We start from the raw sequence: 13,073 nt of genomic DNA on the forward strand, positions 1-13,073 counted from the left end.
GCGCGCGCAAGGCCGCACAAGTCGCCGGTCGGCGCTCCTTCTACGTTAGTCGAACGGAACGGGGTGGCCCTGGTTCCGCTCGGCCTGGTCGCGCGCCGCCGCGATCGCTTCGTCCAGCGCCTGGCGGTTGACGGTCATCAGACGCGGACGGCCGCCATCCCGATCGACCACCAGCCATAGGGCACCGAGATCGAAAAAAGCGCCCTGGTCCTTGGCAACGCTCATCCTGGAAAGATCGAGCCGTTGCAGCAAGTCGAGCATTGCGGGATCGAATATCTCGTCGAATACCGCTTCGACCTCTTGGCGATCCTCCATTTCGCGGCGATTGCCTTGTGCATCGATATAGAGCAGCGGAAGGCCGATTTCCTCGAGAATACGTGCCTTGTTACCGCTCTTCGCCGCTTCGCGCAGCGCGGCGATGGCGGCGTCGAATTGGCTGGCGCTGGTACCCGTGGCGCAGGAAATCGCGCCGCCTTCGACAAAATCGTTTTCGCGATCGAAGTCGACCCGGCGCTCTTCCTGGTTCGACCATACCAGCAGCAGGCAATCCTCCGGCTTGGCTACCGCCTCGGCCAGGATCTGGGCATTGGCCTCCTTTTCCGGCGCGCGTTCCGGTGCGCATCCGGCAAGCGCCGCGCAGGACAGTATCAGCAGGGGCAGGGGTACGATCTTCATGGGCCTGGTTCGAGTGCATAGCGGACGACCGGTTCGTAAACAGAACCTTCGGGCCGCAGGAAGGCTTCGTACAGAATATAGGCTTCGGCTTTCCATGGGCCAAGGCGCAACCCGGCATTCCTGGCGAGAAACGGGCCGAGAGGACCGGTTGCCAGATTGCATCGCGCGAGGGTGATGTGAGGGTGATATTTGCGGTGTTCGGGTTCCAGACCCGCGGCGATGCAGAGGCGTTCGATGCGGCGTTGCAGGCGCTGCAGTTCGGGCGCTTTTTCGATGCCGGCCCACAGCGTGTGCACGCGGCCTTTCTTTTCGAAAACGCCGACCCCGCGAATTGTTAGCGCGAAGTCCGCCCCGATGGCCATGCGCAGCCGTTCGGCCAGATCGTCGGCGCGGTGAGTGTCCACCTCCCCGATGAAGCGAAGCGTCAGATGCAGTTGGTTCTCGTCTTGCCAGCGTACGTCGTCGATGCCTTCCATCAGATCGATCAACGCGTCGCGGATTGCCGAAGGGGGACGGATGCCGATGAAAAGGCGATGGGACATAGATGGGCAGCGCCGCTCGATCGGCGTATGGATAGAGTTCAGGCGACCTGTCGTCTGACGCGGTTGCGGCCGCTTTCCTTGGCCTCGTAGAGCGCATTGTCGGCGCGCTGCAAGGCCTCGCTGACATGTTCTTCGCGCTGCATCGAAGAAATCCCGATCGATGCCGTGCCGACGCCGGGCGGGAGCCCGAAGCTGGCGGCAAGTCGATGAGTCGCTGTGCGCAGACATTCGGCAGCGCGATCGGCTTCCATATCGTCGGCGATGGCGAGGAACACGGCGAATTCCTCGCCGCCCAGCCGCGCGGCGAAATGCCCTTCGCCAGGAAGGCTGCGGAGAACATCGCGAATGGCGGTCGCCACGCCGACCAGAACGCGGTCGCCCATGTCGTGACCGAACCGGTCATTGACCTGTTTGAAGTGATCCAGATCGACGATCAGCACGTGATAGCGGTCGCCCGGCGCATTCTCGTATATCCGGTCCTCGAACAAGGCCCGCCGGTTATAGAGCCCCGTCAGCGGATCGCGTATGGCGAGAAACTCCGCCCGTGCCAGCGCTTCCTCCAGATCCTCGGTCAGCCGGCGGTTGTGAACCCATGTATTCGCCGTTTCCAGCCGCTGGCGTCCGCTTCCGATGCTGAAGATGACGATCCCGCTCATGAGGAATAACAGGCCCCCCGCCAGCCAGATCGCGGTTCCCAGTGGGATGAAGGCGAGGGCACCGAGGAAGGTCGCCATGAAGCCGATAGTGTAGGGAATCGCGATATGCTTGATCGCCGAAGTGTTGGTGATGATCAGCGCAACGCTGATGAACACCCCCGCCGTCACGATATAGGATGCCGGATGCAGGTAGGGATCGAGAAATATGGGAAGGACTATGCTCGCCCAACTCGCTCCGCCGAAAGCCGCCACGACCGAGGCCATCCGCATCGGGACCAGCGTGCTTGCCCTTGCATCCAACCGTCGGCGGATTTTTCCGTAGAGCAGCGCCGTCGCGAACAGGGCGAGGAATCGGAGCAGCATGGGAATATAGAAATCGGCGGCGTTGGGCAGCGCTTGGGCGGCACCGATGACCAGCAGCGTTCCGGCGATATTGGCGGGTAGGGTGCGGCGCTCGGTCTCGGCCGCTGAGTGAACGAGAAGATGCAGGCGCTCCATGCGCCAATCCTCGTCATACTCCTCGTTCTCTACCGCCACTATCGTCCCACGCCTGTTACTCTTGCGAAAGGAACACTACCATGCCGATTGTAAAGGCAAAGTAAGCCGAGGTTGTGATCTCAGGCGGAATTCGCTCCGGCGGTTTCGCGCGGGTCGTCGTAGGATGCGTCCATGAATATCTGGGCACGGCGTTCGCTGCGATACTGCAGTCCCTTGGCAAATTTGCCGCCCGCATGGGTATAATCGAGTTCGGCCGCGATACGCTCGTAATCGCCCGCATCGATGGCGGCATTGAGGCGGGGGCTCTTTTCCGGCGACACGTTGCCGATACCGACATTGTAAACGAGATCGAGCAGGGCATCGAACTCGTGCTGGTAGAGCGGCAGGTCGCCGACCAGTTGGCGCACCCCCTGTTCGGCTTCGGCAAGGTCGGCCTCGAGAAATGCCAGAACCTGTTGCTCGCTAATCCGGTCGCCGACTCTCAATCCGTCCTCGGGTTCGACCAGATGGCCAACGCCGACGGTCGGATAGCCCGCGACATCGCGATAGACGGTAAATCGCACGCCCTCTTCTTCGATCAGGGCCTGCTTGAACGTATCGCTCGCTTTGATGAGCGGGGCGGGCTGGCGCGCGCTCCGAGCATCGTGAACCATCTCGATGGCGTTGGACGGGGCCACGGCTTTTCGCGCCTTGGGCGGGCCAGTGAATGCGGTCAGCCCCAGCGCGCCCGCACCCAGCATCAGCGTGGCCCGCTTGCGGGTGGACATTCTGGGTCTTACATCGAAGGCCCGCGCGGCCGCCCGGCGCGCCTGGCGCAAATCGCGGCGATGCTGGCGCTCGCGGCGGCGGCGTTTCAGAAAGCTCTCGGGCTTTTCACCCTTCTTGCCGCGCAAAGTGGTGTGCGCCCAATCGACTTCGTCGAGCGGACGGTTGAGATCGTCGAGGATCGCCCTGAGCTTGGCGTCGTTCTGCGCGCGTTGTGCCGGAGACGGCGGTTTCCCGGCGGTCTCGTTAGAGTAGTGCGCGGTGTCCTTGTCCATGTGGAGAGGCACCTTTCATAGTATCAACGTGTTGGGACACCGACGCTGCGACCGGGCGCATGCGATTTCATGCGCTCTCGCGTGATGTCTGACTTGTCTATGAAACGGTTCGCCAAGCGTCATTGGTCCCCGATTCGTCGCTGCGCAGCAACGTCCGGGCGGTCAATCGATGGGGTGCAACACAGAATCGGACCGCGCGATCGACCCTGCGAAGGCGGTCCGGGCAGGGTCTCCGGCTGGCCCGCTTGCGGTCATGGCTCAGCAAAGCCGCGGGCGGCAAGCCTCGTGGCGGCGCGCGGACAAGGGGCCACGCGCCGCCCGATCGGTCACCAGATGCGCACGCGATCCTCGGGCGCAATATACATTTCGTCCTCGGGCGTGATGTTGAACGCCTCGTACCACGCATCGACATTGCGCAGCGGCGCGATCGTGCGATAGCGCGGCGGGCTGTGCGGGTCGGTCGCGACCTGATTGCGCAGCGAATCCTCGCGCGCCTTCGCCCGCCACACCTGCGCATAGGCGAGGAAGAAACGCTGGTCGCCGGTCAGCCCGTCGATCACCGGCGCGACTTCGCCATTCAGCGATTTTTTATAGGCATCGTAAGCCACCAGCACGCCGGCCAGATCGGCGATATTCTCGCCCATGGTCAGGTCCGGATTGATGAAGCTGCCGGGCACGACTTCGAAGGCGGCATATTGCTCGCCGAATTTCTTGGCCTCGGCGTTGAACCGTTCCGCGTCCTGGGCGGTCCACCAGTCCCTGATCGCGCCATCGGCGTCGATCTTGCGGCCCTGATCGTCGAAGCCGTGGCTGATTTCGTGGCCGATCACTACTCCGATGGCCCCGTAATTGACCGCGGGATCGGCCCAGGCATCGAAGAAAGGCGGCTGAAGGATACCGGCCGGGAAGACCATCTTGTTTTCCAGCCCGCCATTATAGGCATTCACGGTCTGCGGGTTCATTGCCCATTTGCTGCGGTCGACCGGCTTGCCGAGATCGCTCATCTGATAATCCGCGTTGAACCGGGTCGCGCGGACCATATTGCCGAACAGGTCGTCGGGCGACATGGGCAATTGCGAATAATCGCGGAATTCCTCGGGATAACCGACCATCACATCCATCCGCGCCAGCTTTTCGAGCGCGGCCTGCTTGGTTTCCGGAGTCATCCAGTCGTTTTCACGGATGCGGTCGCCCATGGCCAGCTTCAGGTTCTTCACCAGCTCGTCCATCCGCGTTTTCGCGATCTTGGGGAAGTATTCCTCGACATAGGCTTCGCCCACAAGTTCGCCCAGCGAGCCATCGATCGTGTCGACCGCGCGTTTCCAGCGCGCGCGCTGCTCGCTGGTGCCGTTCAGGGCGCTGGTGTAGCGAAACCGGCTCTCTACCATCCTTGCGTTGAGATAGGGCGAGGCCTGATGCGTAACACGGGCCTTCTGCCACAGTTTGAGCGTTTCCAGATCGGTGCTGGCGAAGAGTTCCGCGATCGCCTTTATCGCCGTATTGTCGGTCACGATGATGCGGTCCTGCGGCGGAATGTTGTGCCCGTCGAAGAACGCGGCCCAATCGACACCCGGCGCATAGGCGACCAGTTCGGCGCTCGACATAGGGTTGTTGATCTTCTCGATCTGGCGGGTCTGCTCGACATCCCAGTTGAGCTGGGCGACATAGGTTTCGAACGTCATCACGCGGCTTGCCGCGCCGCGGGGGTCCTCCTCGCCGATATTGCGGAAGGTGCGCACCAGATATTCGTAATAGGCGATGCGTTCTTCATCGAACTTCGAATTGAAGTAGTAGTCCTTTTCCGGAAGGCCGAGGCCGCCCGAGAACATCCATAGCGCGTTGGTCGTGGGATCGTCGGGATCGGCATAGGGCGCCGCGCCGAACAGCGTGCCGCCGAATTTGGCGTAGGTCGCGCCCATGTAGCGGGCGAATGCGCTCTTGTCGGACAGCGCATCGACCTGCGCCAGTTCGCGCGTGAGAGGGGCGATGCCGACCTTCTCGATCGCTTCCTCGTTCATGAAACTGGCATAGAGCGCGCCATATTGCGTGCCCGCCGGCGCTTCGGTGATAAGACCGTTGACCTGCTCGGTCACGTCCTCGCGCAGATTGTAGAACGAGCCGACCGAGGGGCGATCCGCAGGGATCTCGGTACGGTCGATCCAGGCCCCCGATGCGTAGCGTTCGAAATCGTCGCCCGGATCGGCGGTGAGATCGCGGGCGGTCAGATCAAGGCCGTATTCGCCGATCTTGGCCGAGCCGGTGACGACAATGGTGTTTTCATCATCGGTGGTTTCTTCAGCGAAGGCCGGTGTGGAAAGCGCAAGGCCCAGCGCAAGCGCCGAGACTGCCGCCGTGCTGGCGAGCGTATGAATGCGTGGCATGAAAAGTCCCCTGAATTGTAATGATGGCCTGCGCTAACACGCCCGCGACGGCGGCGGCATATGAACTCGGTGAACCACACAGAACCATCGGCAAGCGACGGCTTGTGCGCGGTCTCGATAGCTCGTCGACCGTGCTTGTCGGTGCGGCTCCTCCGATCCGGGGCGGGGGAGAACGGGGAGTGGTTTTCGTTTCTGGGGCGTGGTTCTAAGGCGCGGTTTTCGTCTTGCCCGTTTCGAACACCCCGCGCGCCCGATCCATGACCGCGGCAGGCAAGCTCTGTTCCAGCAGGCCGAAGATCAACCCGATCAGCAGGGCGATCGTGCCGCTCTGCATGAGCTGGCCCGTGCTCATCGAACTGAAGCGGAATTCGACCACCCCGGTGATAAAGAACAGCGAGAAGACTACCGCCAGCGAACCGGTGAAGAGCAGGCGCATTCGCGGTGCCAGCCGATCTCCCTCCAGCTCGGCCAGATCGGTGAAGGCCAGCGTCACCTTGCGCGCGGCGAATGACAGCCAGGTTCCGATCATGCAGCCCGCCAGCAACAGGAACATGGCGCGAAACCGATAGGCTTCGGAAGGAAACAGGGCGACATATTTGCGCGTTTCGCTGGGTTTTGCGCACATCCAGTCGAGCCGATCACCATAGCCGCCGCACACCGTGGCGAAGAAGCCCGGGGATTTGTCGTAAAGCAGGTACAGCAGAAGAAAGATGAACGCGGCGCCGAATGCAGGCGCGCCGAGCTTGAACATGTAGTGGTTCTTGATCCGGGTCCCTTCGCGCATCAAGGTTTCATTGCGCAGCGTTTCGAGTGCGCCGTCGGCGGCCCGCAGATCGACGTTTTTCACAGTGAAAGCGAGCGTGGTCAGGCTGAATAGCCGGTCGAAGGCCTCCTTGAATCTGACCTCGCACTCTTTCTCCCAGGCATCGGTCTGGTGATCGGCCTGCGCGCCGATGATCATGCGGCGTAACCTTTTGCCGAGGCGAGCCCATCTGCTCTCCCCGCTCTCGGTCGCCGGGGCGGGGCGGTAAATCGCCTTGAGCACGCCCAGCGTCTGTTCGATCTTGCTTTTGAAGGCCAGTTCCTGCTCGTCCACGGGGGCGGGCTCTTCCCGTTCCAGATATTTGGCACCGAAATAGATGTCCCACAGGAACGGGTCTTCGCCATCGGCCGCGGGATTGTCCTTCGTGGCATTGGGGTGAAAGCGGGCGATGTCCCATCGCTCACCCAAATGAATGTCGCTCGTGCGCCAATCGCGTTTCTTGCCATTTCCCCCGCCCGTGCCGCTTTGGGCCTGGGCGGCCTCTCCCTCTTGCGGTTCGATTCGTTCCATCATCTTCCCCCCTTCAGATGTGTTGACGGCTCGCTCGAAGCGTAGGGTCGAACCGGTTGATCCGAAACAGGCGGCAAACCTGTATTCGACCCGTCAATCGCCAAGCTCATGGAAGCGACACGCCGGCGAACCGGGCGCAGTGCTGTCGAACGAGCTGTATTTATTGGCCACCCGGTGCTTCCATTCTTGCCGAAGCTGCATCGCTTCTATGCCATGGGTGCGATTATTCGACAATCGGCAGCAGATAGCCCGCTCGCGCTTTGCCGCGCCACGCTGGTTCGCGCAGCGATTGGAACTGCGTCGGCGCTTCCTATATCCGGCGTCCTGCCATTCGCATGGCTGGAACCCCGATGGTCGCGATGCGCTCCCCAAACGAACCGCCCTTGACTTGGTTGAACACAACAGGAACATACGCCACCCATGGCACTCACCAAAATTTCCGTCCGCGGCGCGCGGGAGCACAACCTCAAGGGCGTCGATATCGACTTGCCGCGCGATGCGCTGATCGTGATCACCGGCCTGTCGGGCTCGGGCAAGTCGAGCCTCGCCTTCGATACGATCTATGCCGAAGGGCAGCGGCGCTATGTCGAAAGCCTGAGCGCCTATGCGCGGCAATTCCTGGAAATGATGCAGAAGCCCGATGTCGAGCATATCGACGGGCTGTCTCCGGCCATCAGCATCGAGCAGAAGACTACCAGCCGTAACCCGCGTTCGACCGTGGCGACGGTGACCGAGATCTACGACTATATGCGCCTGCTCTGGGCGCGTGTGGGCGTGCCCTATTCACCCGCCACCGGCCTGCCGATCGAGGCGCAGACCGTCTCCAACATGGTCGACCGCGTGATGGCGCTGCCCGAAGGCACGCGGCTCTACCTCCTCGCGCCGGTGGTGCGCGGGCGCAAGGGCGAATACCGCAAGGAACTGGCCGAATGGCAGAAGGCGGGGTTCACCCGCGTGCGGATCGACGGCGAGATGTATCCGATCGAAGAGGCGCCCGCGCTCGACAAGAAGTTCAAGCACGACATCGAGGTGGTGGTCGACCGCCTCGCGGTGAAGGAGGGGCTCGAAACCCGCCTCGCCGACAGTTTCGAAACTGCGCTGAAGCTGGCCGAGGGGCTGGCTTATGTCGATCTGGCGGATGGGACGGTTGCCGACGTCATCCCAGCGAAAGCTGGGATCTCCCAGCAGCAAGAGACCCCAGCTTTCGCTGGGGTGACGGATGGGGGAAAGATGAAAGGCGCGGGCATCCCCGCCAACCGCATCGTGTTCTCCGAGAAGTTCTCCTGCCCGGTCTCCGGCTTCACCATCGAGGAGGTCGAGCCGCGCCTGTTCTCCTTCAACGCGCCGCAGGGGGCCTGCCCGACCTGTGACGGCATTGGCGAAAAGCAGTTATTCGATCCGCAATTGGTCGTGCCGAACGAGGCGCTGAGCCTGAAGAAGGGCGCCGTGGTGCCCTGGGCGAAGAGCAATCCGCCGAGCCCCTATTACATGCAGGTGCTGGCCTCCCTCGCAAAGGAATACGAGTTCAGCCTCGAGACCCCGTGGGAGGATTTCGACCGCGAAATCCGCGACATCATCCTCTACGGCACCAAGGGCCGCGCCATCCCGCTGACCTTCAAGGACGGGCGCAAGAGCTACACGGTCAAGAAACCGTTCGAGGGTGTGATCGGCAATTTGAACCGCCGCATGCTGCAGACCGAGAGCGCCTGGATGCGCGAGGAGCTGTCGAAGTTCCAGACCGCGCAGCCGTGCGAGACCTGTGACGGCAAGCGCCTCAACGAGAAGGCCCTCGCGGTGAAGATCGCGGGCACCGACATCGCCGAGCCCACGAAAATGAGCGTGGCGGATGCGAAGAAGTATTTCCTCGCGCTGCCTGACCAGCTCAACGCCACGCAGGCGCAGATCGCGACCGCCATCCTGAAAGAGATCAACGAGCGGCTGGGCTTCCTCGACAATGTCGGGCTCGACTACCTCAACCTCGACCGCACCTCCGGCACGCTGTCGGGCGGGGAGAGCCAGCGCATCCGCCTCGCCAGCCAGATCGGCAGCGGGCTGTCGGGCGTGCTCTACGTCCTCGACGAGCCCAGCATCGGCCTCCACCAGCGCGACAACGACCGGCTCCTGGAAACCCTCAAGCGCCTGCGCGATCTCGGCAATACGGTGATCGTGGTCGAGCATGACGAGGACGCCATCCGCACCGCCGACCATGTTGTCGACCTCGGCCCCGGCGCGGGCGTGCATGGCGGCGAAGTGGTGGCGCAGGGCACGCTGAAACAGGTGCTCAAGTCCAGGAAGAGCCTCACCGCGGACTACCTCACCGGCCGCCGCGAAATCGCGGTCCCCGCCACCCGCCGCAAGGGCAACGGGCACGAGCTCACCGTCCACGGCGCGCGGGCGAACAACTTGCAGGACGTCACCGCCTCCATCCCGCTCGGCACCTTCACCTGCATCACCGGCGTTTCGGGCTCGGGCAAGTCGTCCTTCACCATCGACACGCTCTACGCCTCCGCCGCGCGCCAGCTCAACGGCGCACGCGTGATCGCGGGCGCGCACGACAAGGTCACCGGCCTCGAATATTGCGACAAGGTGATCGAGATCGACCAGTCGCCCATCGGCCGCACCCCGCGCTCCAACCCGGCGACCTACACCGGCGCCTTCACCCAGATCCGCGACTGGTTCGCCGGCCTCCCCGAAGCGCAGGCGCGCGGCTACAAACCCGGGCGCTTCAGCTTCAACGTCAAGGGCGGCCGCTGCGAGGCGTGCCAGGGCGACGGGCTGATCAAGATCGAGATGCACTTCCTGCCCGACGTCTACGTCACCTGCGAGGAATGCGGCGGCAAGCGCTACAACCGCGAAACGCTGGAGGTGAAGTTCAAGGGCCACTCCATCGCCGACGTGCTCGACATGACGATCGAGGATGCGGAAACCTTCTTCAAGGCCGTCCCCCCGATCCGCGACAAGATGCACATGCTGAACGAGGTGGGGCTGGGCTACGTCAAGGTCGGCCAGCAGGCGACCACGCTGTCAGGCGGCGAGGCGCAGCGCGTGAAGCTGGCCAAGGAACTTTCGAAGCGCAGCACCGGCCAGACGCTCTACATCCTCGACGAGCCCACCACGGGCCTCCATTTCGAGGATGTGAGGAAACTCCTCGAGGTGCTGCACCGGCTGGTGGAGCAGGGTAATTCGGTAGTGGTGATCGAGCACAATCTGGATGTTATCAAGACCGCCGACCACATCCTCGACCTCGGCCCCGGCGGCGGCGTGCGCGGCGGTGAGGTTGTGGCCGAGGGTACGCCTGAGGAGGTTGCTGCGGTAGCCGGAAGCTATACGGGGCAGTATCTCAAGCCGATGCTGGAGCGGCAGCGAGAGGCGGCGGAGTAATTTTCTTGGCTGCGTATAAGAGCTGTAACCCACTTCCTTTGATTTTTGCATTGTGCTGAAAGGTAAAGGAATCTTGGTTTTCTCGGAAGTGGCATGCCCAACCTAACGCTCGACGAGTATCTTGATTGGCATCAGGATAAATTCGCCGAGAATCTACGAGATAACTCATTTGAGAAATCGTTCGCGATCAACTCGGTCAATTTGTTGAGTAGTGTTAGTTTGCACGCCTTCTTCAAGGACCTTCAGCGCAAGCTCACCGAGCTCGAAAGCGAAGGCATTCTCGCAGCTAATGAAGCTTCATCATTTGGGTTGGTCAAGAAGGGCTTTTCGTCCGTCGTCAACAAGATTTACCGGCGGAATTGTCACTGGAATAGGCATTGGCCCAGCAAGCCGAAGGGTGGGTGGATAGCGTTTTCCGACGTCTATACATCTTTCGACGACATCATTCGCGGAACGATTGTCACCCGATACCTCGACGGTGGTGAACTAATAGGGCAGCACCTTCAGGCAATTGGCGAGGTCCATTCTGTTGGGGTCGAGGTGAGCCCTAGAGCCACTGATCAGGGGCACTATGCTTGGCACATATATGTGACAACTCCGCATGATGTAATTGTAAATGGAGCGGTGCAAACCGTTGATCTGAAGTGTGAAATCCAAATAATCACACTCCTCCAGTCGGTTCTTAAGGGATTGACCCACCAGTTCTACGAGAGGTCGCGAATTGCCGATACAGGCAGGCCAGTTGAGAGGCGTTGGCAATTTCAATCTCCCGAGTTCAAAGGAGAGTATTTAGGCCACACACTCCACCTTGTAGACTCAATGCTCGTAGAATTGCGGGAAGAGGCGGCGACAGGTGACATCTCTGTCGAAGGCGACAAGGAAGAAGAAGCGGAGGTTGGCAATCAACCGTTAGATGAAGGCTCGCCAGAGAGCGGCGAAATCGGAGATTCTAAGTGAAGCGTAGAAGCTTTCCCCCTCAACCATCAGTCGAGCACCTGACGACGTTATTTCGGCGAATAGATGCGGGCGATATTGTAGTGCCAGCTTTTCAGCGAGCCTTCGTGTGGGGCGCTGGGGAGATGCTTAGTTTGATGGAAAGCGTGAATGAAGGCTACCCTATCGGAAGCCTCCTTCTTTGGTCTGCAGACGAAGAAATTCTCAAAATAAGCACATCTGAAGACATACCATTTCCGCCACTAGCGGCGGAGATGCCCGTGAACTATATTTTGGACGGGCTGCAAAGACTTTCGACTCTTTACGGCGCTTTCCATTATGAGCCTGAAGTGCACCATAAATCCTTCGACATTCATTACGATTTGACTTTCGATCGCTTTATCCGGGGGGATGACGCACGTGATCTCACGTATGAAACAGTCCCCATGTCGAGCCTGTTCAAGCCCAAGCGAATGCTCGAAATCCAGCGCAAATTGATAGAGGGTGGAGCTTATGAGGCTGAGTTAGACAATCTCACCGCTCTACAATCCCGATTTCAAGAATACATGATCCCGATCGTCACGCTTCCCCAGCGGGAGGTTGAAGAAGTGGTGACAATTTTCGAGCGAGTGAACTCAACAGGGACTAGGTTGAGCCGAGTAGATTTTATGCGCGCGGTTACGTGGTCTCGCGAATTTGACCTCAACGAAGCTATCGATGACGTGAAGTCATCGTTGGAGTCCGAAGGCTTTGAAATTGATGACGATACAATCGTTAAGGCCATGGGTCAGAAGTTTGATCTCGATCCTGTCCCCGACTCGCTACTGAAATTGCGAAGTCAAAATGCTGGCGAGCTCCGTGACACTATTCCCGCAATCGTCTCAGATTTTCGACACGTATTCGAATTTCTCCGGCAGGAGTTGGGCATCTACTCTGAGGAATTCGTACCTTACGAGGGTCAATTTTTGGCCTTACTTAAGGCGTTCAGTGAGTTCGGTGGGTTTGATATCCAAAGGCGCGAATTTCTCTCCTCGTGGTTCCTGAGGTTGAGCTTTGAAGAGGCTCTCCAAGGTCGTCCTGACCATCATGTTGCCAATTTGGTGAAGAGCCTGATTCAGCAACTTTATGAGGGGGGGCGATCGATTAGATCGTTGACTATTGACGAAAACACTTTTGTTCGACGGAGAATGCTCAAGGGGAAGTCGCTGACTTCGGCAATCTGTGTCATGATGGCCCAATCTGAGCCGCTAGATATCATTACGGGCGAGCGGATTGATCCATTCGATATTACATCTGCGTACGATTCAAATCGCTTTGTGCCAGTTTTTGAGGTCGAGGAAATTGAAAAGTTCACTGGATCAAGCGTGTCTTCGAAAGTCCCTGCCAACGTCATATTAAGCACTTTCCCATTTTCCACTCGTGAACAGCTAAATCTAAGAAGTACAATATTGGGGATGGCGGAGCACGAAGCTGGCAGAGAAATCCTCACCTCGCATTTCATTTTTGATGACATGATTGAGGCTTTGGGAGCGAATGATGCGGAAGCATTCTTGTTTTTGCGGGCTGATGCAATGCTGGAGACAGCGCGACAAATGGTCAGCAAGTAGAACCGTTTTACGCTTTCCTCTCTTGAT

9 protein-coding genes are annotated in these 13,073 nt (G+C 60.1%); 3 read left to right on the forward strand and 6 right to left on the reverse strand.

The annotated features are described in order from the left end of the window. Window positions 1-45: 45 nt before the first annotated feature. The 6 genes from MUY37_RS06435 to MUY37_RS06460 all read right to left on the reverse strand — a co-directional run bounded on the left by MUY37_RS06435 (window position 46) and on the right by MUY37_RS06460 (window position 7,128). The gene (locus MUY37_RS06435) at window positions 46-675 is read right to left on the reverse strand and encodes a hypothetical protein (protein WP_499194530.1); all 630 of its coding nucleotides are present in this window, start codon (window positions 673-675) and stop codon (window positions 46-48) included. Further along, window positions 672-1,217: an RNA 2',3'-cyclic phosphodiesterase gene (thpR, locus tag MUY37_RS06440; protein ID WP_499194531.1), complete on the reverse strand. Its 546-nt coding sequence runs from the start codon at window positions 1,215-1,217 to the stop codon at window positions 672-674. Before thpR ends, MUY37_RS06435 begins: the two co-directional genes overlap by 4 nt. Before the next feature lie 38 nt (window positions 1,218-1,255). Beyond that, window positions 1,256-2,410 (reverse strand): GGDEF domain-containing protein, encoded by a 1,155-nt coding sequence (locus tag MUY37_RS06445; RefSeq protein WP_499194532.1) that lies wholly within the window; start codon window positions 2,408-2,410, stop codon window positions 1,256-1,258. Between the two features lie 80 nt (window positions 2,411-2,490). Continuing rightward, on the reverse strand, window positions 2,491-3,411 hold the full coding sequence (locus MUY37_RS06450) for a lysozyme (RefSeq protein ID WP_499194533.1): 921 nt from the start codon (window positions 3,409-3,411) through the stop codon (window positions 2,491-2,493). Window positions 3,412-3,737: 326 nt separating this feature from the next. Further along, entirely contained in the window at window positions 3,738-5,792 is a 2,055-nt protein-coding gene (locus tag MUY37_RS06455) for a M13 family metallopeptidase (protein WP_499194534.1), read from the reverse strand. Between the two features lie 205 nt (window positions 5,793-5,997). Further along, window positions 5,998-7,128, reverse strand: a complete 1,131-nt coding sequence (locus tag MUY37_RS06460; protein ID WP_499194535.1) for a hypothetical protein — start codon at window positions 7,126-7,128, stop codon at window positions 5,998-6,000. A gap of 417 nt (window positions 7,129-7,545) precedes the next feature. Here MUY37_RS06460 and uvrA point away from each other — a divergent pair, with 417 nt between their 5' ends. The 3 genes from uvrA (at window position 7,546) to MUY37_RS06475 (ending at window position 13,046) form a co-directional block, all read left to right on the forward strand. Beyond that, complete coding sequence (gene uvrA, locus MUY37_RS06465; RefSeq protein ID WP_499194536.1) at window positions 7,546-10,506, forward strand: excinuclease ABC subunit UvrA; 2,961 nt, start codon at window positions 7,546-7,548, stop codon at window positions 10,504-10,506. Window positions 10,507-10,599: 93 nt separating this feature from the next. Next, on the forward strand, window positions 10,600-11,463 hold the full coding sequence (locus MUY37_RS06470; protein WP_499194537.1) for a hypothetical protein: 864 nt from the start codon (window positions 10,600-10,602) through the stop codon (window positions 11,461-11,463). Next, the gene (locus tag MUY37_RS06475; protein WP_499194538.1) at window positions 11,460-13,046 is read left to right on the forward strand and encodes a DUF262 domain-containing protein; all 1,587 of its coding nucleotides are present in this window, start codon (window positions 11,460-11,462) and stop codon (window positions 13,044-13,046) included. Before MUY37_RS06470 ends, MUY37_RS06475 begins: the two co-directional genes overlap by 4 nt. Window positions 13,047-13,073: the final 27 nt, after the last annotated feature.

Origin of the sequence: Qipengyuania sp. ABI-127-1, assembly GCA_022953095.1 — a bacterium.
In the GTDB taxonomy this organism is placed as follows: domain Bacteria; phylum Pseudomonadota; class Alphaproteobacteria; order Sphingomonadales; family Sphingomonadaceae; genus Qipengyuania.

Bases quoted from the DNA above. Each gene is read 5' to 3' on its own strand.
- thpR (WP_499194531.1), bottom strand. From the start codon at position 1,217: ATGTCCCATCGCCTTTTCATCGGCATCCGTCCCCCTTCGGCAATCCGC.
- uvrA (WP_499194536.1), top strand. From the start codon at position 7,546: ATGGCACTCACCAAAATTTCCGTCCGCGGCGCGCGGGAGCACAACCTC.
- MUY37_RS06455 (WP_499194534.1), bottom strand. From the start codon at position 5,792: ATGCCACGCATTCATACGCTCGCCAGCACGGCGGCAGTCTCGGCGCTT.
- MUY37_RS06435 (WP_499194530.1), bottom strand. From the start codon at position 675: ATGAAGATCGTACCCCTGCCCCTGCTGATACTGTCCTGCGCGGCGCTT.
- MUY37_RS06470 (WP_499194537.1), top strand. From the start codon at position 10,600: ATGCCCAACCTAACGCTCGACGAGTATCTTGATTGGCATCAGGATAAA.
- MUY37_RS06450 (WP_499194533.1), bottom strand. From the start codon at position 3,411: ATGGACAAGGACACCGCGCACTACTCTAACGAGACCGCCGGGAAACCG.
- MUY37_RS06460 (WP_499194535.1), bottom strand. From the start codon at position 7,128: ATGATGGAACGAATCGAACCGCAAGAGGGAGAGGCCGCCCAGGCCCAA.